Origin of the sequence: Phaeovulum sp. (assembly GCF_030684035.1) — a bacterium.
GTDB lineage: Bacteria > Pseudomonadota > Alphaproteobacteria > Rhodobacterales > Rhodobacteraceae > UBA6213.
The window spans coordinates 25,751-47,907 of record NZ_JAUXPI010000052.1; the positions used below are offsets into that span (position 1 = coordinate 25,751).

A 22,157-nucleotide genomic window follows, 5' to 3' on the forward strand; every position below is an offset into this window, starting at 1 on the left:
TCAACGCGCAAGACCACGATTTGCGCCAGACTGCCAGCGTAACCCGCAAAGGAGGCCCCATGTATAAAAACATCCTAGTGCCCGTCGCTTTCGACCATGACCAGAGCCCCGATGCGGCGCTGGCGGTGGCCGCAAAGCTGGCAGACAAGGGCGCGCGCATCACGCTTTTGCATGTGATGGAAGAGGTTCCCGCCTACGCCATCGACTATTTGCCCGAGGGCTACATGCAGAACCTCGGCGAAGCGATAGAGGCCGAGCTTGCGGCGCTTGCTGCCAAGTCTCCGGGGGTGACCCCGGCGCTCGCTCGCGGTGCCGCAGGCCCGGCAATACTTGCCTGGGCCGAGGACAACGAGGCCGATTGCATCATCATCGCCTCGCACCGGCCGGGGCTTTCGGACTATTTCCTCGGCTCCACCGCTTCGCGGGTGGTGCGCCACGCCAAATGCGCGGTGCATGTGCTGCGCTGAGCCAAGTGCCGCCGCACCCTTCTGGCGCGGCGGCAATGCGGCAGTTCAGGCGGCGGGCATCCGCTCCTCGACCATTCCGGCATACCAGCTGGAACCGAAGGGAATTGCGTTGTCGTCGAAGTTGTAGGCGGGGTGGTGCACCATCGCCGTGTCGCCGTTGCCGAGGAAAATATAAGCCCCCGGCCGCGCGTTCAGCATGAAGCTGAAATCTTCGGCCCCCATCAGCGGCGCGGTATCGGCATCGACCCGACCCGAAACCGCCTGCGCGACCTTCACTGCATGTTCGGTGTTTTCCGGCGCATTCATCGTTACCGGATAACCGCGCTGGTAATCGACCTTCGCGGTTGCACCAAAAGCCGCTGCCGTACCCTCGGCCAGCGCCTTCACCCGCGCCTCGACGAAATCCTGCACGGCCGGGTCCATGGTGCGCACGGTGCCACGCAGCAGCACCGTTTGCGGGATCACGTTGAACGCTTCGGATTCGGTGCGGAAGGTGCAGATCGAAACCACCACCTGTTTCAGCGGATCGACGTTGCGCGAGGCGATCGACTGCATCGCCACCACGATCTGCGCGGCGACCAGCGTGGTATCGATGGTTTCATGCGGTTTGGCGGCGTGCCCACCCTTGCCGGTCACCACCACCTCGAACTGGTCCGCCGCCGCCATCAGCGCGCCGGGGCGGATCGAGAACTGGCCGACCGGTATGCCCGGCATGTTGTGCATGCCGTACACCTCCTGAATGCCCCAGCGCTCCATCATGCCGTCATTCACCATCTCGCGGCCGCCGCCGCCGCCTTCTTCCGCTGGCTGGAAGATCAGCACCGCGGTGCCATCGAAGTTGCGCGTCTCGCTCAGGTATTTCGCGGCACCCAGCAGCATCGCGGTATGCCCGTCATGGCCGCAGGCATGCATCTTGCCGGGGGTTTTCGAGGCGTAGGGCAGCCCGGTCGCCTCGATGATCGGCAGCGCATCCATATCGGCGCGCAGCCCGATGACGCGGCCCTTGGCATCGGTCTTGCCCTTGATCACGGCAACGACGCCGGTCTTGCCGATGCCTTCCACCACCTCGTCGCAGCCAAAGCCGCGCAGCAGGTCGGCCACCTTTGCGGCAGTGCGGTGGACATCGAACAAGAGTTCGGGGTTCTCATGAAAATCGCGCCGCCAGGCGGTGATTTCGGGCAAAAGCTCGGCAAAACGGTTCTTGGGGGGCATTTGAGGCTCCTGAGTTTCGGGCGGCACCGGCCGCGACCTTGCCAGCCTGAGCCAAGGCGCGGGCAGTGGCAAGCCGTCACGCGCAGCCCGGTCCCGTTTCCAAGCCCCGGCGGCAACCAAGTCGGCTCACTTGCACAGCCCCGCGACCAGATCCTCCATGAAATCCCAACCTGCGCGGAACTGCGCCACGGTCAGGTATTCGTCGGCCTGATGCGCCTGCGCGATGTCGCCGGGGCCGCAGACCACCGCCGACCAGCCGCGCACCTGAAACTGCCCGGCCTCGGTGCCATAGCTGACCACATGGCGGGCGTTGTCTCCGGTAAGCGCGCGCGCAAGGGCCTCGGCGGCACCCTGCGTTTCGGGTGCCAGCGGCGGCACCACGAAGCGTTCGTCAACGTCGATCCCCGCCTCGGGGCGCACCGCCTGCATCTCGGCCTCTACCTCGGCCACCTTGGCGTAAAAGGCCTGCCGCCAGTGGTCGGGGTCTTCGCCCGGCACAACCCGAAAGTCGATGCCGAACTCGCAGGCACCTGCGGTAATGTTGTGCGCGGTGCCGCCCGAAATCTGCCCGCTGTGCACCGTGGTCCACGGCGGGTTGAACATCGCCGCCAGCGGCCCCGGCCTGGCCGCCCGGTTTGCGGCGTTCTGTTCATTGACCCATGCGAGCAGCTTCGCGCCTTCGAGAATCGCGCTCACCCCTTCGTGCATGATCGAGCTGTGCACCTCGTAGCCCCGCACCCGCAGCCAATAGGCCATGCCGCCCTTGTGGCCGGTGACGACCTTCATCATCGTCGGCTCACCGACGATCACGGCGCTGGCGCGTGGCAGCGCTGCCATGGCGTCGATCATCGGGATACAGGCAATACAGCCCAGTTCCTCGTCGTGGCTGAGCGCCAGTTGCAGCGGCCGCTTCACCCCGCGCCGCTTCGCCAGCACCAGCGCGGCAAGGGCGAGCGCATCGAACCCCTTCATGTCGCAGGTACCACGGCCATAAAGCCGCCCGTCGCGCTCGGTCACGGTGAACGGGTCCGAGGTCCATGCCTGCCCGTCAACCGGCACCACGTCGGAATGGCCCGAAAGCACCACGCCCCCCGGCAGCGCCGGCCCCACTTGCGCATAAAGGCTGGCTTTTCTCCCGTCAGGCGAAGGAACCACCTGCGCGCTGATGCCTTGCGCTTCAAGCCAGCCCCGAACCCATTCGATCAGGTCAAGATTGCTGTCTCGGCTGACGCTGGGGAAGGCGACAAGCCGATCGAGCAGCATGCGGGCAGTGGCAAGGTCTGGCAATGTATCCTCCGGGTTGCGCCAGGCAGGCTGCGCTGCGCGCCGTCGAAGTTCAACCCCCAGCCTCGCCTCCATGCAGGGGATATTTCTTTGCGGAACAGCGGCAGAATCGAACTTGCGTGAGCGCTAAAAATCTCTAACACTGGCAAGAATGCGGCCACTGGGGGGCCGCGTCCTGCACTGCAAAGAATAACAATAACAACGAACTGGGAGCAATCCATGCCCGATGGGGCGCAAGCTGTCCTTCACGTCGAGGGGTTGAAGACCGTCTTCAAGGTCCGTGGCGGTGAGGTTCATGCCGTCAATTCGGTGAGCTTCGACATCAAGCCGAGCGAGCTTTTGGGTGTGGTGGGCGAGTCCGGTTCGGGCAAGTCGGTCACCATGATGTCGCTTCTGGGGCTGTTGCCCTCGCCCCCTGCCGAGGTCCGCGAAGGCCGGGTGATGTTCGACGGGCGCGATCTTCTGAAGTGCTCGCCCAAGGAATTGCGCGAAGTGCGCGGGCTTGGCGTCGGATTCATCTTTCAAGACCCGATGACCTCGCTCAACCCGGTGTTCACCATCGGCTTCCAACTTATGGAGCCGTTGCGCCGCCACCTTGGCATGAACAAGACCGAGGCCCGCAAACGCGCGCAGGAGCTTCTGGAGCTGGTCAATATTCCCGATGCCGGGCAACGTCTTGGCGACTACCCGCACCAGTTCTCCGGCGGGATGCGGCAACGGGTGATGATTGCCATTGCCCTCGCCTGCGACCCCAAGGTGCTGATTGCCGACGAGCCGACCACCGCGCTTGATGTGACCATTCAGGCGCAGATACTGGAACTGATCCGCGAGTTGCGGCAAAAGCTCGGCATGGCAATTGTCTGGATCACCCATGATCTGGGCGTGATCGCAGGCATCGCCGACCGGGTGATGGTGATGTATGGCGGCCAGATCGTGGAGCAGGCACCGGTGCGCGAGCTTTTTGCGCATCCGCGCCATCCCTATACGCGGGCGCTTCTGAAAACCGTACCCTCGGTGCTTGGCAAACGTGCCGCGAAGCTCAACGTGATCGAGGGCCAGCCGCCGATGCTGATCGAAACCCCCGCCTCCTGCCCGTTCCGCCCGCGCTGCGTGCATGCGGTCGAGCGGTGCGCGCGGGAAAACCCGCTTCGCCGCCCGGTCGGAAATGGCCATGACGTCGCCTGTTTCCGGGATTTTGATGCCAGCGGGGCGGTTACATGACCCGCGCGCGGAGTGCAGCCCATGTTTGACCACGCACCCTCGCAAAAGACGCTGGTCGAGGTTGACGGGCTGAAATTGTATTTCCCGATCACCGCAGGCCTGTTCCGGCGCCGGGTCGGTGACGTGAAGGCGGTCGATGGCGTCAGCTTCAATATCTATCAGGGCGAGACGCTCGGTCTGGTGGGGGAATCGGGCTGCGGCAAGTCCACCTGCGGGCGCGCGCTCTTGCGGCTTTACAATGTCACCGATGGCTCGATCCGCATTGGCGGTGTCGATATTGCCAGGCTCAGCGCCGATGCGCTGCGCCGGATGCGGCCGACCATGCAGATGGTGTTTCAGGATCCGCAGGCAAGCCTCAACCCGCGCATGACGGTGGCGGGCATCATTGGCGAGCCGCTGGACGAGCACACCACCCTCAGCCGCGCTGAAAAGCTGGCGCGGATTTACGAGCTGATGGATGCCGTCGGCCTCAGCCGCGATTTTGCCAACCGCTACCCGCATGCGTTTTCGGGCGGGCAGCGGCAGCGCATCGGCATTGCCCGGGCGCTGGCGCTGAACCCGAGGTTCATCGTTTGTGACGAGCCGATTGCGGCGCTCGATGTCTCGATTCAGGCGCAGGTGGTCAACCTCCTGGAGGAGTTGCAGGACCGGCTTGGGCTGACCTACCTTTTCATCAGCCATGATCTGAGCATGGTGCGCCATATCGCTGACCGCGTGGCGGTGATGTATCTGGGCAAGATCGTCGAGCTGGCCACGCGCGAGGCGCTTTATGAACGCCCGATGCACCCCTACACGCAGGCGCTCTTGTCTGCGGTGCCCGAGCCGGACCCGGTGCACGAGGCAAGCCGCCGCCGCATCATTCTGACCGGCGATGTGCCCTCGCCTGCCAATCCGCCGCAGGGCTGCAACTTCTGCACGCGCTGCCCGAAGGTGATGGATATCTGTCGCCGGGTGGAACCGGCGAGCCGCGAACTTGAACCGGGCCGCTTCGTGGCCTGTCACCTTTACGAAACCGCAACGACCGCCGGGGCAACGGCGGCAGAGAACGGATCAGGCAAGACCCGCTTGAGCACCAACAATCCAACTACCCAACAAGGAGTCTGACATGAAACTGAGAACCGCCCTTCTGGGCGCGGCTGCGTGCTTCGCGCTCGCCCCCGCCGCCTACGCCGAACGCGGCACCGACGGCCAGGTGAACATCATCTACTGGCAAGCGGTATCAACGCTGAACCCCTACCTTTCCTCGGGCACCAAGGACGTGGAAACCGCAAGCCTGGTGATCGAACCGCTGGCGGGCTTCAACGAAAAGGGCGAGGTCATCCCGCGCCTTGCCGCCGAAGTCCCGACCGTCGAAAACGGTGGCGTGTCGGCCGACCTGACCTCGATCACCTGGAAGCTGAAGCCGGGCCTCCTGTGGTCCGACGGCACCCCGGTAACCTCGGCCGACGTGGTGTTTTCGGCGAATTACTGCATGGACCCCGCCGGTGGCTGCGCCCAGCTGGCGCGCTATGAAGGCATCAAAACGGTCGAAGCACTTGACGATCTGACCGTCAAGGTCACCTACAACGAGCCGCGCCCGAACCCCTACACCGCCTTTGTCGGCTCCACCTCGCCGATCATTCAGGCGGCGCAGTTCGCCAATTGCTCTGGCGCTGCCGCGTCGAGCTGCACCGATCAGAACTTTGCCCCGATCGGCACCGGCCCGTTCCGGGTGACCGGCTTCCGCACCAACGACGTGGTGCAGATGGAAGCCAACCCGAACTACCGCGACCCGACCAAACCGGCGTTTGCGACGCTGACAGTCAAGGGCGGCGGCGAAGCTGCTGCGGCGGCACGGGCGGTGATGGAAACCGGCGAGTTCGACTATGCCTGGAACACCCAGATCTCGCCCGAAGTGCAGGGCCAGATGACGGCGGGCGGCAAGGGCCAGTTCATCTATGCTTTCGGCACGCTGGTCGAGCGCATCGAAATGAACTTGACCGATCCTTCGGCCTCGCTGCCTGAAGGCCAGCGCGCGACTTCGGCGCATCCGCACCCGATCCTGTCTGACTTGCGCGTGCGCAAGGCGCTCAGCATGGCGATCGACCGCGACGTGCTGGTGGAAATCGGCTACGGCAACGCCGGTCGCGCCACCTGCAACCTGGTCCCGGCACCGGCGGCCTATGCCTCGGACAACACCGATTGCCTGGTGCAGGATGTCGAAGGTGCAAAGGCGCTGCTGACCGAAGCCGGCTGGGTGCCGGGGCCGGATGGCGTGCGGGTGAAAGACGGGATGCGCCTGAAGCTGCTCTACCAGACCTCGGTCAACGCCGTTCGCCAGGACTTCCAGGCGATCATCAAGCAGTGGTGGAACGAGATCGGTGTCGAGGTCGAACTGAAGGCGATCGACGCGGGCGTGTATTTCGGCGGTGACGCGGGTTCGCCCGACACCTTCCAGAAGTTCTATTCCGACGTCGAGATGTATGCCAACAACTTCGACGGCACCGACCCCGAGCCCTACCTTGCGCAATACACCTGCGAAAAGGCACCCTCGCCCGCAACCCAATGGCAGGGCGAGAACATCAACCGTTTCTGCGACCCGGCCTATGATGCCCTGATCGTGGAACTTGGCCGCACCGGCGAAATGGGCAAACGCGCCGAGATAGCCAAGCGTCTGAACGAGATGCTGACCAAGGATACCTATACCGTGGTGCCGCTGGTTGACCGTGGCCGGCTTTCGGCGCACGCGCTTTCGCTTGGTGGCGTGGTGCTGAACACCTGGGACAGCGAGCTTTGGAACGTTTCGGACTGGTATCGGATCAAGTGATCTGACCCCTTCCCGCGCCGCCCCTGCCCTTGTGCCGGGGCGGCGCATCTTTGACCAAGCGAGCTGACCCGAGGCACCGATGTTCAACTTTGCCCTGCGACGATTCCTGATCGCGATTCCGACGCTTCTGATCATTTCGCTGGTGATCTTCATGCTTCTGGAGGCCGCCCCCGGCGACCCGTTGGGGGATGTGCCGCTGACCGTGCCGCCCGACGTGAAGGAAAAGATGCGTGCGGCCCTTGGCCTCGATAGCGCCTGGTATGTTCGGTACTTCCTCTGGATGAAGCAGTTCTTCTGGGTCGAGCCGCTGAACCTCGTCGATTATGTGTGGGGCACCGATTACGCCAAAGGCATGCAGAGGGTGATCTCGTTCCAGTCGCGCCAACCGGTGATGCAGATCATCGCCGAACGGGTGCCGCAGACGCTGACCGTGGTCGGCATGTCCTATCTGATCGGGGTTTCCATCGCGCTGCCGATCGGCATCTATTCCGCCTATCGCCAATATAGCTGGTTCGACCAGATCGGAACGCTGGTGTCGATGATCGGCTTTTCGGTGCCCACCTTCTTTTCGGGTGTGGTGCTGATCATCGTCTTCGCGGTCAAGCTGCACTGGTTCCCCTCGATCTATGACACCACGCACCGGGTCACCGACTGGGCGAGTTTTCTCAAGCAGGTGCGCCAGATGGCGATGCCGGTAATGGTGCTCTCGCTTTACAATGCCGCGCAGATCAGCCGCTTCATGCGCTCATCGATGCTCGACAACCTCAACCAGGATTATGTGCGCACCGCCCGCGCCAAGGGGCTGACAGAGCGCGTCGTGGTGCTCGTGCATGTGCTCAGGAACTCGCTGATTCCGGTTGTCACCGTCATCGCGCTTGGTGTCCCGACAATCTTCGGCGGCGCGATCATCACCGAGCAGGTGTTCAAGGTGAACGGGCTTGGTCAGCAGCTTATCACCTCGATCCACTCGAACGACCTGCCGATGGTGATGACGCTGACCTTCATCTTCGCGATCCTGATCGTGACCTTCAACCTGATTGCCGATCTCCTCTACGGCATTCTCGACCCGAGGATCCGTTATGACTGATGTCGCCGCCGCCGCCACCAAACGCCGCGCCCCCCGCAACCAGTGGTGGGATGTCTGGGATCAGTTCAAGACCCACAAGGGCGCGCTGGTTGGCCTTGCGGTGTTCTTCTCGATCCTGGCGCTGATTCTGATCGGGCCGTGGTTCTGGACCCAGGATCCGGGATATGTGAACTTGCGATCGCGCAACCAGGGTTTTTCGGCGCTGCACCCCTTCGGCACCGACCAGCTTGGCCGCGACATGCTGGCGCGGATCATGGCGGGCGGCAAGGTTTCGATATCCGTGGGGCTGACCGCCATGCTGCTTTCGATCACGCTTGGCACTACGATCGGGGTGCTGGCAGGCTATTTCAAGCGGCTCGAAAACCTGCTGATGCGCGGCACCGACCTGTTTTTGGCGCTGCCGCTGCTGCCGCTGCTGCTGCTGATGGTGACGCTCTTTCGCGAGCCGCTGTCGCGCACCTTCGGGCCGGAGACCGGGATTTTCATCCTGATCGTCACCGCCATCGGTGCCACCAGCTGGATGCAAAGCGCGCGGATCGTGCGCGGCTCGGTGCTGGCGGTGAAAGAGGCGGAATTCGTGCTGGCCGCGCGCTCGATCGGCACCCCGCCCCGGCGCATGATAACCCGCCACATCCTGCCCAACGTGATGAGCCCGATCATGGTTTCGGCCACGCTCGGCATCGCCAGCGCGATCATCACCGAATCTGCCCTGAGCTTTCTCGGGCTCGGGTTTCCTCCGGACTTTCCGACCTGGGGGCGGCTTTTGTTCGACGCGGTGGATGCGATGCAGCTTTACCCGGCGCGGGTGATCTTGCCGGGCGTGATGATTTCGCTGACGGTGCTGAGCGTGAACTACATCGGCGACGGTTTGCGCGACGCGCTCGACCCGCGGATCAGGGGCCGCTGAGCCTGCGCTTGCGCGGCGCGGCAACGCGGCTCAGCGCAGGATCGGCGGGCGGTCGGGGTCCATGCCGGGCGCGGCACCCGGCTCGATGACCTGGTCGGTTTCAACCGGCGGCGCGGGCAGATCGAACACCTGCGCCACCTCGGCAAGCTGGGCGAACAGCGCTTCGCTGCCGGTAACAAATGCCACGTCCAGTTCGCCCGCCTCCAGCCCCGAAAACGTCAATGCTTCGCCCACCGCCTTGGCCAGCGCCGGTTCCGCCCCGGCGACCGCGCCGAGAAAGGCAAGCATGTGCCCTTGCCTGCCGCCCTGATAGGCGACCCCCGCAAGCAGCGCCTGCGCGGCGTAGCCCGCAAGATGGGCGAATTTCGCATCGAGCGCCGTCAACAGCGCGCCGAGCGCGGCGGGGCCAAGCGCAGGCGGGCAAAAGGCTTCGGGTGTGCCGCTGACCGCCTCCGGCACCTCGCTCAGCGTTTCGGTCAGCCAGTCAAGCGCTTCGGGTGGCAGCAGCATGGCAGAATCGGCGACCCCGAGGTTAAGCCCTATCCCTACCCCTTCGCCCACAAGGTATTGCGCGATCACCCGACCGGGCAGCGCCGCATAGGGGGCCGGAATGCCGGTAAAGGCGCTCAGCCGCTCTTCCAGATCGAAGGCGAGCACATAGTCGCCCGCTTCGGTCTCGAATACCTGCGGGGTGATCTGATCGCCTGCCGGTTCGTGCTCCAAGAGCAGGAACAACTCGGCATCGGCAATGTGGTTGTAAAGCGCAAGCCGGGCCGCGCCGTCTTCAGGCATTGCCTCGGCAGCAGCATGGGCAAGGTCATAGGCGGTTGGCTTGGGCATCAAGACGGCTTTCGTGCGGGGCGCGGGATGCGCCCCCCTAGACCGGGCCCGGGCGCAGGGCAAGCAAAAGCCGCAGGGCGCGGCAACGGCGCTGTTGCGCGCCCGCCATACGATCGCATACAAACTCGCAAGACTGCGGGGGAGGCTGGCATGTACAGGGTCTGGAACTTCATCACAAGCTATTCGCTGCTGCTTCTGGCAGGCGCGGCGGTGGCGCTGGTCTGGGCCAATATCGATCCCCACAGCTACCACGCAATGGTCGATTATCCGCTGATCCAGAATTTCTTCATCGGAGCCGAGCACGCCGCCGACGGCCATATCAGCCGCACCCTGACCGCGCATTTTCTGGTCAACGACATCCTGATGGCCTTCTTCTTTGCAATGGCGGGCAAGGAAGTCTGGGAGGCGGTGATCCTGAAGAACGGCGAATTGCGCGGGCACAAGGCGATGACGCCGCTGATTGCCACGGCGGGCGGGATGCTGGGACCGGTCGCGGTTTACCTTGGTCTTGCGGCGGTGCTGGGCGTCTATGAAACCGTAAGCCGGGGCTGGGCAATACCCACCGCTACCGATATCGCGTTTTCGTATCTTGTCGGTCGTATCGTCTTTGGCGCGGGCCACCCGGCGATCCGGTTCCTGTTGCTTCTGGCAATCGCCGATGACGCCGCTGGGTTGATCATCTTGGCGATCTTCTACCCGACGGGCGAGTTGGCACCGGTCTGGCTCTTGCTGTCACTTGGGGCTGCGCTTCTGGTCTATCTGCTTGCCAACGATCTGCCGAGGCGGCTTGACCGGCACAATCAGATGCGCCCCAATTCCTCCTGGATGCGACAGAAATTGTCGTTCTGGCCCTATCTCGTCGCCGGATGTCTGAGCTGGTATGGCTTCATGCGCGCAGGCATTCACCCGGCGCTTGGTCTTTTGCCGATCGTGGCAACAATACCGCATGCCGACCGCCCCTATGGCATTTTTGCCGAAGCCGAGTCATATCTCAAAGACCTGCTGAACTGGATGCAACACAGGCTGAAATACCCGGTGGAAATCGTGCTCTTTCTGTTCGGCCTGTTCAACGCGGGTGTCGAGTTCAGCGCGATCGGGGCTCCAACGTGGCTGGTGGCTGCCGGCCTGCTGATCGGCAAGCCGCTGGGCATTTTCATCATGGGCTGGGTCGGGGCGCGGGCGCTCGGCTTTGGCCTGCCCGAGGGCATGCGCATGGCCGATCTTGTCGTGCTCGGCTGCGTTGCGGCCATCGGCTTCACCGTGGCGCTGTTCGTGGCCTCGGTGGCTTTCCCTGGCGGCGCGGTGCAGGATGCGGCCAAGATGGGGGCGCTGTTCAGCTTTGGCGCAGCCTTCGTGTCGGTCATTGTCGGCAAGCTGATGCGGGTTGAGCGACGCGAGTTCTGAGCGCGCTGTTTCGTATCAGCCGACAATTGCGCTAACGGTTGCATATTGCACCGACTGCGAGACATAATGTTGCCCGATTGCCCGGGTAGAGGCTTCGTTAAGCAAGGCACCCTAGGGTGCGCCATGTCAGCCGCCGGGGCCGAAAGCGCGGAATGCTCGAGTTTGTCAATGTCAGCAAGTCGTTCTGGACCGGAAAAAGCCGCAAGGTGATCCTTGACCGCGCCACGTTCCGGGTTGAACTTGGCAATTCGCTTGGCATCCTCGCCGCCAACGGAACCGGCAAGACCACGATCATCAACATGATGGCAGGGCTTGAAAAGCCCGATGAGGGCGAGATCCGCAAGACGTGCCGGGTGTCGTTCCCGCTGGGCTTCATGGGCGGCGTCGTACCCAAGCATACCGGCAACGAAAACGCCCGTTTCATCGCCCGCCTCTACGGGCTCGACCCTGACTATGTCGAGGCATTCTGCCGCTGGCTGACAGGGATCGGCGAGTATTTCGACATGCCGGTGGGCACCTACAGCCAGGGCATGAAATCACGCTTCACTTTCGCGCTGCTTCTGGCGCTCGAATTTGATATCTACCTGATCGACGAGGGCATGCCCTCGACCACGGATGTGGAGTTCAACCGCAAGGCGGGCGAAATACTGCGGGATCGGCTGAAGAACTCCACCGTGGTCGTGGTCTCGCATCAGGCGACGACGCTTGAAAAATTCTGTCGCTCCGCCGCAGTGCTTCGCGACGGGCAACTGTATATGTTCGATACCTTGGAAGAAGCGAAACAGCTCTATGACTACGGTACCCAAGGCTAAGAAGTTCCGCATCCGGCGCGCCGTGCCGGTGTTGGCCGCGCCCGCAGCAGCGGCCGCGGCACCCGGTGCAGTGTCTGCTGTCGCCGCGGTTGCCGAGACCTATTTTGCCCCCACTGACGATGGATTTGGCAACCAGCGCTTTCCCACCGCCGCCGAAGATCGGGTGCTTGGCCCAACTGCGGCCAGCCCCGAGGACGAGATCGGCGCAATCCGCGCCGAGGGCCTCAGCGGGCGTCAGCTGCGCATGGCGCGCCGCGTGGCGCAAAAACACGGGATCGAGGCGGCATCTGACTTTGAAGCCGTACGGCTGCTGCGCCGCCGCGGCATTGACCCGTTTCAGCATACCGGCGTGCTTGACCTTGTCGCATCGCAGCCTGATCGCGCCGATGCGGCGCGCAGCATGGCGCTCGCTCGGATTGACGGGCCGGGGGCCGATGCCCGCGTGCAACTGCCGCAGACGGTGCGGCCGGGTGCCAACCTGCCCTCTGCCGAACCGATGACCGAGGACCGCCGCGCGCGCGAAATCGTTGCCATGCAACGCGACATCGTGCGCCGCCGCCGCCGCCGGGTGGTGCTTTTGTTCACGCGCCTCGCGTTTTTCGTGATGCTGCCGACGCTCTTGGCGGGTTACTACTATTTTGCAATGGCAACAAAACTCTACGCCACACGCGCCGAATTCGTGATCCAGCAGGCCGACCAGCCCGGAGGCGGGCTTGGCGGCCTGTTTTCGGGCACCGGCATGGCTACCAGCCAGGATTCGATCACCGTGCAAAGCTACCTGCAATCGCGCGATGCGATGCTTCGTCTGGATGCGGAGCTTGGCTTCAAGGCGCATTTCAGCCAGGACAATATCGACCCGTTGCAGCGGCTTGAACCCGGAGCAACCAATGAAAAGGCCTACAAGCTCTACCGACGCAACGTGAAAATCGCCTACGACCCGACCGAAGGCATCGTCAAGATGGAGGTCATAGCGGCGGACCCGCAGGTTTCGGCACAATTCTCCGAGGCGCTCATCCGCTATGCCGAAGCGCAGGTTGACCAGCTTACCCAGCGGCTGCGCGAAGACCAGATGAAGGGCGCGCGCGAAAGCTATGCGGATGCCGAGGCCAAGGTGCTCGCGGCGCAAAGCCGGGTGCTGGAGCTGCAAGAACAGCTTGGCATTCTCGACCCGGTTACCGAATCGAGCATGGTGATGCAGCAAGTCGCCACCTTCGAAGTGCAACTTCAGGAAAAACGATTGTCGTTGCAGCAGCTTCTGGACAACGCGCAGCCGAACCAGGCGCGGGTCGATGGGGTCAGGGGCGATATTGCGCGGCTGGAAGCCCTGATCGCGCAACTGCGTTCGCAGTTGACCCAACGCAATGGGACCACCACCTCGCTTGCCGCGGTGACTGGCCAGTTGCGCATTGCCGACGCCGATCTGCAAACCCGGCAGCTGATGCTCAGTCAGGCAGCGCAGCAGCTTGAAACAGCGCGGATCGAGGCCAACAAGCAGGTGCGGTATCTCAGCATGGGTGTGCGCCCGGTGGCCCCCGACGAGCCCACCTACCCGCGCGCCCTTGAAAACACCATCCTCGCCTTCCTGATCCTTGGCGGCATCTACCTGATGCTTTCGCTCACCGCCTCGATCCTGCGCGAACAGGTCGCCGCCTGACTTCCATCAGTGCCGGGCAGGACCATCTTTGCCGGTGGGGCACCCGCCCCCGGCGGGGCGCGGCTCACGCCACCTGCCCCGCCGCCCAGCCAGAAGACCACGCCCACTGGAAATTATAGCCCCCCAGCCAGCCGGTCACATCGACCACCTCACCCACGAAGTAAAGCCCCGAAACCGCGCGCGCCGCCATCGTGCGCGCGTCGAGCGCGCCCGTATCGACGCCGCCCAGCGTCACCTCGGCGGTGCGATAGCCTTCACTGCCCAAGGGGCGCAGGTGCCAGCCATTGACCTGCGCGGCTAGCCGGTCCAGCGCCGCGTTGGGCAGATCAGCCAACCGCCCCGCCACCCCCGCCTGCGCGGCGACAAATACCGCCAACCGCTCGGGCAGCCAGCGCGCCAGCACGTTATGCACGGCGCTGCGGCCCGCCTCGGCCCGCGCCGCGCGCAAAAGCGCCGCGAGGTCGCACCCCGGTGCCAGATCAAGCACAAGCGTTTCGCCCTCGCGCCAATAGCTTGAGATTTGCAGCACCGCCGGCCCCGAAATGCCACGATGCGTGAACAGGAGCGCTTCATCGAAGCTCTGCCGGGCAGAGCTGATCCGCACCGGCAGCGCTACCCCGGCCAAAGCGCTTGTCCCGGCAAGCTCTGCCGCGGCGAGGGTCAGCGGCACCAGGGCCGGGCGCGTTTCCACCAGCCCGATCCCAAAGCCTTCGGCGATCCGGTATCCGAGCCCGCTTGCCCCCATCTTTGGAACCGACTTGCCGCCTGTCGCCACCACCAGGCTTTCCGCGCCAAGCGGCCCGGCACTCGTCTCGATCACGAAACTCGCCTCGCGCCGCACCGCCCCGATCTCCACGCCGAGCCGCAGGCTCGCCCCCGCCGCGCGGATTTCATCGGTCAGCATCCGCACGATCTGCGTGGCCGAGCCGTCACAAAACAGCTGCCCAAGCGTCTTTTCGTGCCAACCGATCCCGGCGCGATCGACCCGCGCAATGAAATCGCCCGGCGTGAAGCGGCTGAGCGCCGAGCGGGCAAAGCGTGGATTGCGCGAAAGAAACCGTTCCGGCGCGGTGGAAAGATTGGTGAAATTGCAGCGCCCGCCGCCCGATATGCGGATCTTTTCGCCCGGGGCCCGCGCGTGGTCGATCACGACCACACGTCGCCCGCGCCGCGCAGCCTCGATCGCGGCCATCATGCCCGCCGCGCCTGCACCCAGAATTGCCACATCGCACCGTTCCATCCGCGCCCCATAGCGCGGCGCGCAGCGCCCGCGCAATGGCAATCGGGCGCAAATTCCCCTTGCGGCCCCCCCGAGCCTTGGCTAAACACCCGCGCACGGTTGGGGCGTGGCCAAGTGGTAAGGCATCGGTTTTTGGTACCGTGTACCGTAGGTTCGAATCCTACCGCCCCAGCCAAACAATCCTCAGAGCTTGGCCGTGCTTCCCGACATGGGCGGTTGCCTGCACGGCCCGGGCGAGGGTGCCCCAAGGGGGGCGGGGATGTCCTGGCGCTTGCGTTTGCTACAGGCAGGGAGCACGGCCCGCAGGCGGGGCCAAGATGGTGTGCCCCGCCGTCCGCAAGTGGTCGGTTCTGGCATCAAGCGCTGCGAAAATGTGTCTGGCGAAGGGTAATGTTGCCGATGCGGGACGAAGCGGTCATTCGCAGCAGGTGCAACCTGGGCCGACCTGCGCGGCGGTGATGCAGATGCGCAGGGAGCGGGCTGGCAAAGTCGGAATCAGCGCTCCTAGGTGTGGTCGCAATCTTGAGGTGAAGCGCATCTGCTTCGCCACGTCCTACCGCCATGGCCTCGATGCGGTCATGCTGCATCGCAGCATGGGTCTTGCCTTCACGCGGCCCCGTTCATCGACGTTGTCGGCCCATTGCCGTCACGCGCCACTGGCAACGTTCTGCGATGCGGCTTTGCCAGACCCGCCGTTCGTGCCTGCCGTGGTAAGGTTGCGGTGACAGGCATTGAACCGGGAGCGGCGATGCGCTGAAGGGGATTTCGCGGCCTCCTGAACCCCTACTGCAAGGTTGCGGTTCGTGAAGCCCCTGCCTCGCCCCTCAATGGAAATCCCGGCTGGGAAACAGGCGTTTGGCCTGTTCGCGGGGGTGGCGGGCACGGGGCGGGTGGCGCGGGGGGCGGGGGGCCTCGTCGGCGGCGGGGTTGGTGATGCCCACGGCACCATCCATCGGATGGCCCAGTTCGGACAGCCGGGGCGAGAGGTCTTCGATCAGATCGGCGATCAGATGCACCACGATCCCCTCGCGTTCCAGCCGCCCGGTCACGCGCAAGAGCCGCCCGCCCATGACGATGCGGCGAAAACGCTCGTAGACCCTGGGCCAGACCACCACATTCGAAACGCCGGTTTCGTCCTCCAGCGTCAGAAAGATCACGCCCGAGGCGGTGCCGGGCCGCTGGCGGGTGATGACCAGGCCGCAAACGCTGATACGGGCGGGCGGGACGGTGGCCAGTCGGTCATGCGGGGTCAGGCCGGGAAGTGCGGGGCGCAGCAGCTCCATCGGATGAGCGCGCAGGCTCAACCGCAGGGCGAGGTAATCCTCGACCACCTCCTCGCCCAGATGCATGGTGGGCAATGTCATGGCAGGTTCGCGCAGCCCCTCGCCATCGGGGCCGAACAGCGGCAGGGCAACGGGTGCGCGGATCGCGCGGACTGCCCACAGCGCATCGCGCCGCGTCAGTCCCAGACCGGCAAAGGCGTCGGCCTCGGCCAGGCGCTCCAGCACAGCGGGCGCGATCCTGGCGCGCAGGCACAGGCTTTCGGGATCGGGATAGCCATTGTCGCGCGCGGCGACGATCCGGCTCGCGTCTTCCTCGCGGAAACCCTTGATCTGGCGAAAGCCCAGCCGCAGGGCCAGCACACCGTCGCCGCGCCGCTCCAGCGTGTTGTCCCAGTCCGAGCGGTTCACGCAGATCGGCCGCACCTCGACCCCATGGTCGCGGGCATCGCGCACGATCTGGGCCGGGGCATAGAACCCCATCGGCTGGCTATTGAGCAGCGCGCAGGCAAAGACCGCCGGGTGATGGCATTTCAGCCAGGACGACACATAGGTCAGCATGGCAAAGGCGGCAGCATGGCTTTCGGGAAAGCCGTATTCGGCGAACCCCTCGATCTGTGCGAAACAGGCTGCGGCTATCTCATAAGGATAACCGTTGGCCTGCATCCCGTCGATGAAGCGGTCGCGGTGCTGGCCGATGGTGCCCATGCGGCGGAACGTGGCCAGCGCGCGGCGCAGATGATCGGCTTCTTCGGCGGTGTAGCCCGCGCCAACCACGGCGATCTGCATCGCCTGTTCCTGAAACAGCGGCACGCCCAGGGTCTTTTGCAGCACCCCCTCCAGCGCCGGGCCCAGCGGTTCGGGCGCTTCCAGCCCCTGCCGGCGGCGGATATAGGGCTTGACCATACCGCCCTGAATGGGGCCCGGACGGACGATAGCAACCTCGATAACCAGATCGTAGAAGGTGCGCGGCCGCATCCGGGGCAGGAAATTCATCTGCGCGCGGCTTTCGACCTGAAACACCCCCACCGCATCGGCGCGGCAGAGCATGTCATAGGTCGCGGTGTCCTCCTGCGGAATGGTGGCCAGCGTGTGGCGCAGGCCCTCGTGGCTCTCCAGCAGGGTCAGCGCCTTGCGGATGCAGGTCAGCATGCCCAGTGACAGCACATCCACCTTCAGGATACCCAGCGCGTCGATATCATCCTTGTCCCATTCGATGCAGGTGCGCCGCGCCATCGTGGCGTTCTCGATCGGGCACAATTCGTCCAGCCGGCCACGGGTGATGATGAAACCGCCCACATGCTGCGACAGGTGGCGGGGAAAGCCGATAATCTCGCGGATCAGGCGCAGGGTCTGCGACAGGCGCCGGTCGCGCGGGTCCAGACCCAGTTCGCGGATCCGGTCGGGGTCGGCACCGCCGTTCGACATGCCCCAGATCTGGCCCGAAAGCGCAGCCGTTACATCGGCGCTCAGGCCCATGACCTTGCCGACCTCGCGGATTGCGGCGCGCGAGCGGAAATGGATGACGGTCGCACAAAGCCCGGCGCGCTCGCGCCCGTAGCGCTCATAGATCCACTGGATCACCTCCTCGCGGCGTTCGTGCTCGAAATCCACATCGATATCGGGGGGTTCGGCCCGGTGACGCGAGATGAATCGCTCGACCACCATGCCGATCATCTCGGGCGAGACATCGGTGATACCCAGCAGATAGCACAGGATCGAATTGGCCGCCGAGCCGCGCCCCTGGCACAGGATGCCGCGCGCGCGCGCCTCGGCAACGATGTCATGCACGGTCAGGAAATAGGCCGCATAGTCCAGATCGGCCACCAGCGTCAGCTCCTTTGCCATCAGGCCCAGCGCGCGGGGCGGTGTACCCTGCGGATAGCGCCGCGCCAGACCGGCGCGGGCCAGCCGCTCCAGCCGGTCCTGCGGCACCTCGCCGCTGGCGACCTCGTCGGGATATTCATAGCTGAGCTCACCCAGATCAAAACCGCAGCGCCCCGCGATTTCCAGCGTGCGGCGGATGGCGGCGGGGTGGTTGCGGTAGAGCCGCGCCATGTCGTCAGCCCCTTTCAGGCGGCGTTCGGCATTGGGCAGGGCGCGGGTGCCGATGGCGTCAATGGTGATCCCCTTGCGCAGGCAGGTCAGTACATCGGCCAACGGGCGGCGGGCGGCGCGGTGCATCAGCACATCGCCCACTGCGACCATCGGCGTGCCTGCCCGCAACGCAAGATTGGCGCAGGCATCGAACCAGGCCTGATCGGAGCCATCATAACGCGGCGCGGCCCCAAGAAAAACATGACCGGGATAGCACCGCCGCAGACTGGTCAGCGGAGCCAGCGCCTGTGCCAGATCGGCGGGCGGCAGGGCGATCAGGATCATGCCCGTGCAGCCCCGTGCCAGATCGTCCGGCGTCAGGTGACACGCGCCCTTTTCCGCGCGACGCTTGCCCAGCGTCAGCAACCGCGCCAGCCGGTGATAGGCGGCGCGGTCGGCGGGCAGCGCGATCCAGTCCACCGGGCAATCGGTCAGCACCAGCCGGGCACCCACGATCAGCTTCGGCAGGCGCGGCAGGGGCGGGGCGGGCAGCTCCGGCCCCTCGATCCGCCGCCGGGACGAAGGGTCAACCCGAAGGGACGAACGGATGCGCAGCGGCTGTTCGGAATCCGCGCGCAGGTTGCGCAGCGCCGACCAGGCCCGCACCACCCCCGCCAGCGAATTGCGGTCGGTGATGGCGATGGCGGCCAGGCCCAGTTCGACAGCGCGCAGCACCAGTTCCTCGGGGTGCGAGGCCCCCCTGAGGAAGGTGAAATTCGAGGTCACGCACAATTCGGCATAGGCTGGGGGCGTGAGCGGAACATCCGGGGCCGCAGCGGGGTCAGTCATGCGAATTCCCCCTGCACATACCAGCCGGGGTTCTGCGGCGTGTGGAACAGCCACAGCCTGCGCCCCTGCCGGGTGTCGATGCGCCAGTAATCCCGAACCCCGCTGCGCCAGCCCTCATCCGCCAGCCACCATTCGGGGGCGATGCGCTCGGGCCCGGTGGCGCGCGCCGCGTGCAGCTCCATGCGCCGCCAGTGAAACCGCGCGGGCGGCGCGCTGCCGGTGACGGTGATCGGCTCGGGCGGGAACAGGCGCAGCGGTCGGGGCGGGCTGCCGCGCCAGCCGCTCTCGGGCGCGCTATAAGCGGCAGGGACGATCAGGAAGCTGCGTTCCGGGATATGGCTGTCGGCGGGCAGGAAGCGCTGCACATTCTCCAGCCCGATCCGGGCACCGATCCGGGTGATCAGATCGGTCAGCCGGTCGACATGTTGCGGTGTGGCACCCAGCCCGGTCTGCTGTGCGGGTAACGGTTCGACCAGCGTGGCCTCCAGCCGGATCTGGTCGATGCCGAAGCCGGCGTCCACCTCGGCCAGACCGCGCTCGAAAAGCGGCAGTATCCGCTCTGGCGCGCGCAGCGGGGCGGCAAGGCGAAGTTCGACCTGCTGACTGGCGCGATCAACCCGGAACAGGGTCAGCACCAGCCGCCGCGCGCCGGCGTTCTGTGCCTGTAGCTTCGCGCACAATGCGCCAAGCAGGCGTTCGGTTGCGGCCATGGCATCGGCTAGCAGTCCAACAGGTTCGGACAGGGTCAGCCGCACCCCGTAATGCGGCGGCTCGGGCGCGGGGGTAATCGGTTCGTCCTGCCGACCTAGCGCCTGATCCAGCCGCAGCAGCAGCTCCGGCCCGAAACGCCGGGCCAGCGGCGCGCGTGGTGCCCCGGCCAGATCGCCAATCCGGCGCAAGCCCATCCGTTCGAGCGCGGTGCAGGTATCGCCATCCAGCCGCAGCGCCGTCACCGGCAGGCTGTCGAGCGGCTGATCGGGGGTGCCGCAATGCGCCCGCGCCCAAGCCGCGCCGCGCGTCGCCCCCAGCCCCAGCCGCAGGTCCAGCCCCGCCCGCGCCGCGCGCGCGCGCATGTCCGCCAGCATCGCCGCCTCGCCGCCCCATAGATGGGCCGCACCCGTTACATCCAGCACCAGCCCGTCGGCACCCTCAATGCCGACCCAGGGGCACCAGCGAATGGCCCAGCGCCGCAGCGTGGCGAGAAAACGCGCATCGGCCTCGGGGGTGGCCGGGCGACTGATCAGATCGGGGCAGAAGGCACGGGCATCGGCCAGCCCCATGCCCCGGTGCAGCCCGGCGCGTTCGGCCTGCGCGTTCAGGCAGTGGAGCCGTTCGGCATTGCCCTGCCGCGCCACCAGGGCGAAAGCGCCGTCAATCGGGCAGGCCCGCAGAACCCGGTTGCTCGCCAGCCGGGGAAACCACATGCAGACGATGCGCCTGTTCATCCCATCGAACATGCCAGGTTCCAGTTGTTCCTAATTTGTTCTTGATAATCTCCCAACGCATCAGTGTCGAGTCTCCCTCACCCGGAACGGGTGCCACGCGCCAGCGGGTCTCGGCAGCGTTCGAGCCCATCCCCTCGGGAATCAGGCAAAGCCCGGTGCCGCCACCTGCCCGCGCTGCCAGTTGCAGCCGCCGCCCCTCGCGCAGATCAAGCGCGTTTGCAACCTCGATCACGACCAGCCCCACGGCACCATCCTTCAATGCCTCTTCGGCCACGGCCAGGCTATCTGCCTGACTGCCCGCGCGCGCCAGCAGCAGCCGGGCCGGGTCGAAAAACGCCACCAGCGCGGGCGGATGCAGGGTTGCGGGCAGCCAGCCTTCATATATCCAAAGGATATTGCCGGGGGTCCGCGCCGCCGTGATCACCGCAAACGTTGTTGCGGCGGGGCCGCACGCTTCATGGACACGGGCCGCACGCAGGGGGAACGAGGGGAGCAATTCACGAGACATGCCAGGAGTGTATGGCACGGGCGCAGAGGTTTTAAACCACCGAAGGGCGGGACAAGCACGAGAGAATCCCAGGCGAAGGTTGACCCGATCGGAAGCCACCCTTTTCGAGACGTGACAAGCTGGCCAGAGCCACGTCTGAGGGCAAGTCAGCTGTCTTGCTGGCCCGCCCTGATGGTTGCAGTATCTGTTTCGAACACCAGTTCGGGCAAGACCACTTCCCACGCATCGCGGCGAAGGAGGTGGTGATAGTCCTCGTCCCCGTCCTCGCGCCGCCAGGTCAGAATGGCAGTGACCTCGCCGCGCAGAAAGGCCGTGCCTTCAGGCGGGGCGAAGGCGCGGGACAGGCGGGCAAGTGTTTGGCCCTGCGCGTTGTCGATCCGCCATCGGTCGCCGTCGCGGATCAGGTGAACGGCGTCGCCGGGGCGCGCCGTGGCGATAGCGGCAAGCGACGGATCACCCGGACGCAAACGACCGGCAAAGGACAGGTCCACCAGCTTTGGGTCAGGCGGCACATAGCGCAGGCGGGCGCGCGGAAGGGCGGCGGTATCGGGAATGATGCGGCGGGACAGGACCGCATCGCCTTGGCGGACAAACGCGTGGGGGCCGTCAGTGAGGATGGTCAGCGCCGCCCGCGCCCGGGTCATGGCGACATAGAACAGGCGGCGGGGGGCATCCGTATCCTCACCACGCGAAGGGCGTTACCAGCCGCCGTTCATGATGGCGACATGGTCGAACTCCAGCCCCTTGGCGCGGTGGGCGGTCATGAGCAGAAGCCCTCGCTGTTCGCCCCGCACATCCCGAGCCCATTCGCCGAACCACTGCACGAGGTCAGGCACCGGGGCGGCCTTTTCGACCAGTTCCCGCGCCAGGGTGCCGATGCCTTCGCCGATCAGGTCGGTCCAGCGGGATTGGGATTGGGCGTTCAGGATGGCGACCAGATCAGGAATCGTCAGCAACCGCGTCCGATCCGCCAACAGGGCGCGGATGAAGCCCTGCATCTCGCGCAGGCGCCAGAGGCTGGGCAGGGTTTCGTTGGCCATGTCGATGGGAATGCCCAGCGCCTCGGCATAAGCGCGCACCGGTTCCAGCCGCCGCCAGTCGCGG

The 22,157-nt window shown here is 65.3% G+C and carries 18 protein-coding genes and 1 tRNA gene; 10 read left to right on the forward strand and 9 right to left on the reverse strand.

Annotation, left to right across the window (positions count from 1 at the left end; translation table 11 throughout):
• The first annotated feature begins 59 nt into the window (after positions 1-59).
• Positions 60-467 (forward strand): universal stress protein, encoded by a 408-nt coding sequence (locus tag Q8J98_RS12180; RefSeq protein ID WP_305294583.1) that lies wholly within the window; start codon positions 60-62, stop codon positions 465-467.
• A 45-nt stretch (positions 468-512) separates the two neighbouring features.
• Here Q8J98_RS12180 and Q8J98_RS12185 read toward each other — a convergent pair whose 3' ends face one another.
• Positions 513-1,679 carry a M20 aminoacylase family protein gene (locus tag Q8J98_RS12185; RefSeq protein WP_305294584.1) on the reverse strand — a complete coding sequence of 389 codons (1,167 nt, stop codon included), beginning with the start codon at positions 1,677-1,679 and terminating at the stop codon, positions 513-515.
• 126 nt (positions 1,680-1,805) lie between these two features.
• The gene (argE, locus tag Q8J98_RS12190; RefSeq protein WP_305294585.1) at positions 1,806-2,966 is read right to left on the reverse strand and encodes an acetylornithine deacetylase; all 1,161 of its coding nucleotides are present in this window, start codon (positions 2,964-2,966) and stop codon (positions 1,806-1,808) included.
• A gap of 216 nt (positions 2,967-3,182) precedes the next feature.
• Here argE and Q8J98_RS12195 point away from each other — a divergent pair, with 216 nt between their 5' ends.
• From Q8J98_RS12195 to Q8J98_RS12215, 5 genes are all read left to right on the forward strand, one after another.
• Positions 3,183-4,184 (forward strand): ABC transporter ATP-binding protein, encoded by a 1,002-nt coding sequence (locus tag Q8J98_RS12195; protein ID WP_305294586.1) that lies wholly within the window; start codon positions 3,183-3,185, stop codon positions 4,182-4,184.
• Positions 4,185-4,205: 21 nt separating this feature from the next.
• Positions 4,206-5,288 (forward strand): ABC transporter ATP-binding protein, encoded by a 1,083-nt coding sequence (locus Q8J98_RS12200; RefSeq protein ID WP_305294587.1) that lies wholly within the window; start codon positions 4,206-4,208, stop codon positions 5,286-5,288.
• 1 nt (position 5,289) lies between these two features.
• On the forward strand, positions 5,290-6,990 hold the full coding sequence (locus Q8J98_RS12205; protein ID WP_305294588.1) for a peptide ABC transporter substrate-binding protein: 1,701 nt from the start codon (positions 5,290-5,292) through the stop codon (positions 6,988-6,990).
• Between the two features lie 79 nt (positions 6,991-7,069).
• Entirely contained in the window at positions 7,070-8,077 is a 1,008-nt protein-coding gene (locus Q8J98_RS12210; protein WP_305294589.1) for an ABC transporter permease, read from the forward strand.
• On the forward strand, positions 8,070-8,984 hold the full coding sequence (locus tag Q8J98_RS12215) for an ABC transporter permease (RefSeq protein ID WP_305183121.1): 915 nt from the start codon (positions 8,070-8,072) through the stop codon (positions 8,982-8,984). The genes Q8J98_RS12210 and Q8J98_RS12215 overlap by 8 nt, the downstream gene beginning before the upstream one ends.
• A 30-nt stretch (positions 8,985-9,014) precedes the next feature.
• Here Q8J98_RS12215 and Q8J98_RS12220 read toward each other — a convergent pair whose 3' ends face one another.
• Positions 9,015-9,824 carry an SseB family protein gene (locus tag Q8J98_RS12220; protein WP_305294590.1) on the reverse strand — a complete coding sequence of 270 codons (810 nt, stop codon included), beginning with the start codon at positions 9,822-9,824 and terminating at the stop codon, positions 9,015-9,017.
• Positions 9,825-9,974: 150 nt separating this feature from the next.
• Here Q8J98_RS12220 and Q8J98_RS12225 point away from each other — a divergent pair, with 150 nt between their 5' ends.
• The 3 genes from Q8J98_RS12225 to Q8J98_RS12235 all read left to right on the forward strand — a co-directional run bounded on the left by Q8J98_RS12225 (position 9,975) and on the right by Q8J98_RS12235 (position 13,694).
• The gene (locus Q8J98_RS12225) at positions 9,975-11,228 is read left to right on the forward strand and encodes a Na+/H+ antiporter NhaA (protein ID WP_305294591.1); all 1,254 of its coding nucleotides are present in this window, start codon (positions 9,975-9,977) and stop codon (positions 11,226-11,228) included.
• Between the two features lie 152 nt (positions 11,229-11,380).
• On the forward strand, positions 11,381-12,040 hold the full coding sequence (locus Q8J98_RS12230) for an ABC transporter ATP-binding protein (protein ID WP_305183118.1): 660 nt from the start codon (positions 11,381-11,383) through the stop codon (positions 12,038-12,040).
• Positions 12,018-13,694, forward strand: coding sequence for a capsule biosynthesis protein (locus Q8J98_RS12235; RefSeq protein ID WP_305294592.1), 1,677 nt, complete (start codon positions 12,018-12,020; stop codon positions 13,692-13,694). The genes Q8J98_RS12230 and Q8J98_RS12235 overlap by 23 nt, the downstream gene beginning before the upstream one ends.
• A 64-nt stretch (positions 13,695-13,758) precedes the next feature.
• Here Q8J98_RS12235 and Q8J98_RS12240 read toward each other — a convergent pair whose 3' ends face one another.
• Positions 13,759-14,934, reverse strand: a complete 1,176-nt coding sequence (locus tag Q8J98_RS12240) for an NAD(P)/FAD-dependent oxidoreductase (protein WP_305294593.1) — start codon at positions 14,932-14,934, stop codon at positions 13,759-13,761.
• A 100-nt stretch (positions 14,935-15,034) separates the two neighbouring features.
• On the opposite strand from Q8J98_RS12240, the gene Q8J98_RS12245 reads away from it, so the two are divergent.
• Positions 15,035-15,109, forward strand: a tRNA-Gln gene (locus Q8J98_RS12245).
• A 649-nt stretch (positions 15,110-15,758) separates the two neighbouring features.
• Here Q8J98_RS12245 and Q8J98_RS12250 read toward each other — a convergent pair.
• From Q8J98_RS12250 to Q8J98_RS12270, 5 genes are all read right to left on the reverse strand, one after another.
• A complete protein-coding gene (locus Q8J98_RS12250) occupies positions 15,759-19,100 on the reverse strand; it encodes an error-prone DNA polymerase (RefSeq protein ID WP_305294594.1) in 3,342 nt (1,113 codons plus the stop codon).
• Complete coding sequence (locus Q8J98_RS12255; RefSeq protein ID WP_305294595.1) at positions 19,097-20,557, reverse strand: DNA polymerase Y family protein; 1,461 nt, start codon at positions 20,555-20,557, stop codon at positions 19,097-19,099. Before Q8J98_RS12255 ends, Q8J98_RS12250 begins: the two co-directional genes overlap by 4 nt.
• A complete protein-coding gene (locus tag Q8J98_RS12260) occupies positions 20,472-21,053 on the reverse strand; it encodes an ImuA family protein (protein WP_305183113.1) in 582 nt (193 codons plus the stop codon). Before Q8J98_RS12260 ends, Q8J98_RS12255 begins: the two co-directional genes overlap by 86 nt.
• Positions 21,054-21,199: 146 nt before the next feature.
• Positions 21,200-21,697 (reverse strand): hypothetical protein, encoded by a 498-nt coding sequence (locus tag Q8J98_RS12265; RefSeq protein WP_305294597.1) that lies wholly within the window; start codon positions 21,695-21,697, stop codon positions 21,200-21,202.
• 54 nt (positions 21,698-21,751) lie between these two features.
• Positions 21,752-22,157: hypothetical protein (locus Q8J98_RS12270; RefSeq protein ID WP_305294598.1), on the reverse strand; the 406-nt coding region annotated here is incomplete at its 5' end.

Excerpts from the sequence above, each read along its gene's own strand:
- Q8J98_RS12180 (WP_305294583.1), top strand. The coding sequence starts at position 60 with ATGTATAAAAACATCCTAGTGCCCGTCGCTTTCGACCATGACCAGAGC.
- Q8J98_RS12185 (WP_305294584.1), bottom strand. The coding sequence starts at position 1,679 with ATGCCCCCCAAGAACCGTTTTGCCGAGCTTTTGCCCGAAATCACCGCC.
- Q8J98_RS12195 (WP_305294586.1), top strand. The coding sequence starts at position 3,183 with ATGCCCGATGGGGCGCAAGCTGTCCTTCACGTCGAGGGGTTGAAGACC.
- Q8J98_RS12200 (WP_305294587.1), top strand. The coding sequence starts at position 4,206 with ATGTTTGACCACGCACCCTCGCAAAAGACGCTGGTCGAGGTTGACGGG.
- Q8J98_RS12205 (WP_305294588.1), top strand. The coding sequence starts at position 5,290 with ATGAAACTGAGAACCGCCCTTCTGGGCGCGGCTGCGTGCTTCGCGCTC.
- Q8J98_RS12210 (WP_305294589.1), top strand. The coding sequence starts at position 7,070 with ATGTTCAACTTTGCCCTGCGACGATTCCTGATCGCGATTCCGACGCTT.
- Q8J98_RS12215 (WP_305183121.1), top strand. The coding sequence starts at position 8,070 with ATGACTGATGTCGCCGCCGCCGCCACCAAACGCCGCGCCCCCCGCAAC.
- Q8J98_RS12220 (WP_305294590.1), bottom strand. The coding sequence starts at position 9,824 with ATGCCCAAGCCAACCGCCTATGACCTTGCCCATGCTGCTGCCGAGGCA.
- Q8J98_RS12225 (WP_305294591.1), top strand. The coding sequence starts at position 9,975 with ATGTACAGGGTCTGGAACTTCATCACAAGCTATTCGCTGCTGCTTCTG.
- Q8J98_RS12230 (WP_305183118.1), top strand. The coding sequence starts at position 11,381 with ATGCTCGAGTTTGTCAATGTCAGCAAGTCGTTCTGGACCGGAAAAAGC.
- Q8J98_RS12235 (WP_305294592.1), top strand. The coding sequence starts at position 12,018 with ATGACTACGGTACCCAAGGCTAAGAAGTTCCGCATCCGGCGCGCCGTG.
- Q8J98_RS12240 (WP_305294593.1), bottom strand. The coding sequence starts at position 14,934 with ATGGAACGGTGCGATGTGGCAATTCTGGGTGCAGGCGCGGCGGGCATG.
- Q8J98_RS12250 (WP_305294594.1), bottom strand. The coding sequence starts at position 19,100 with ATGACTGACCCCGCTGCGGCCCCGGATGTTCCGCTCACGCCCCCAGCC.
- Q8J98_RS12255 (WP_305294595.1), bottom strand. The coding sequence starts at position 20,557 with ATGTTCGATGGGATGAACAGGCGCATCGTCTGCATGTGGTTTCCCCGG.
- Q8J98_RS12260 (WP_305183113.1), bottom strand. The coding sequence starts at position 21,053 with ATGTCTCGTGAATTGCTCCCCTCGTTCCCCCTGCGTGCGGCCCGTGTC.
- Q8J98_RS12265 (WP_305294597.1), bottom strand. The coding sequence starts at position 21,697 with ATGACCCGGGCGCGGGCGGCGCTGACCATCCTCACTGACGGCCCCCAC.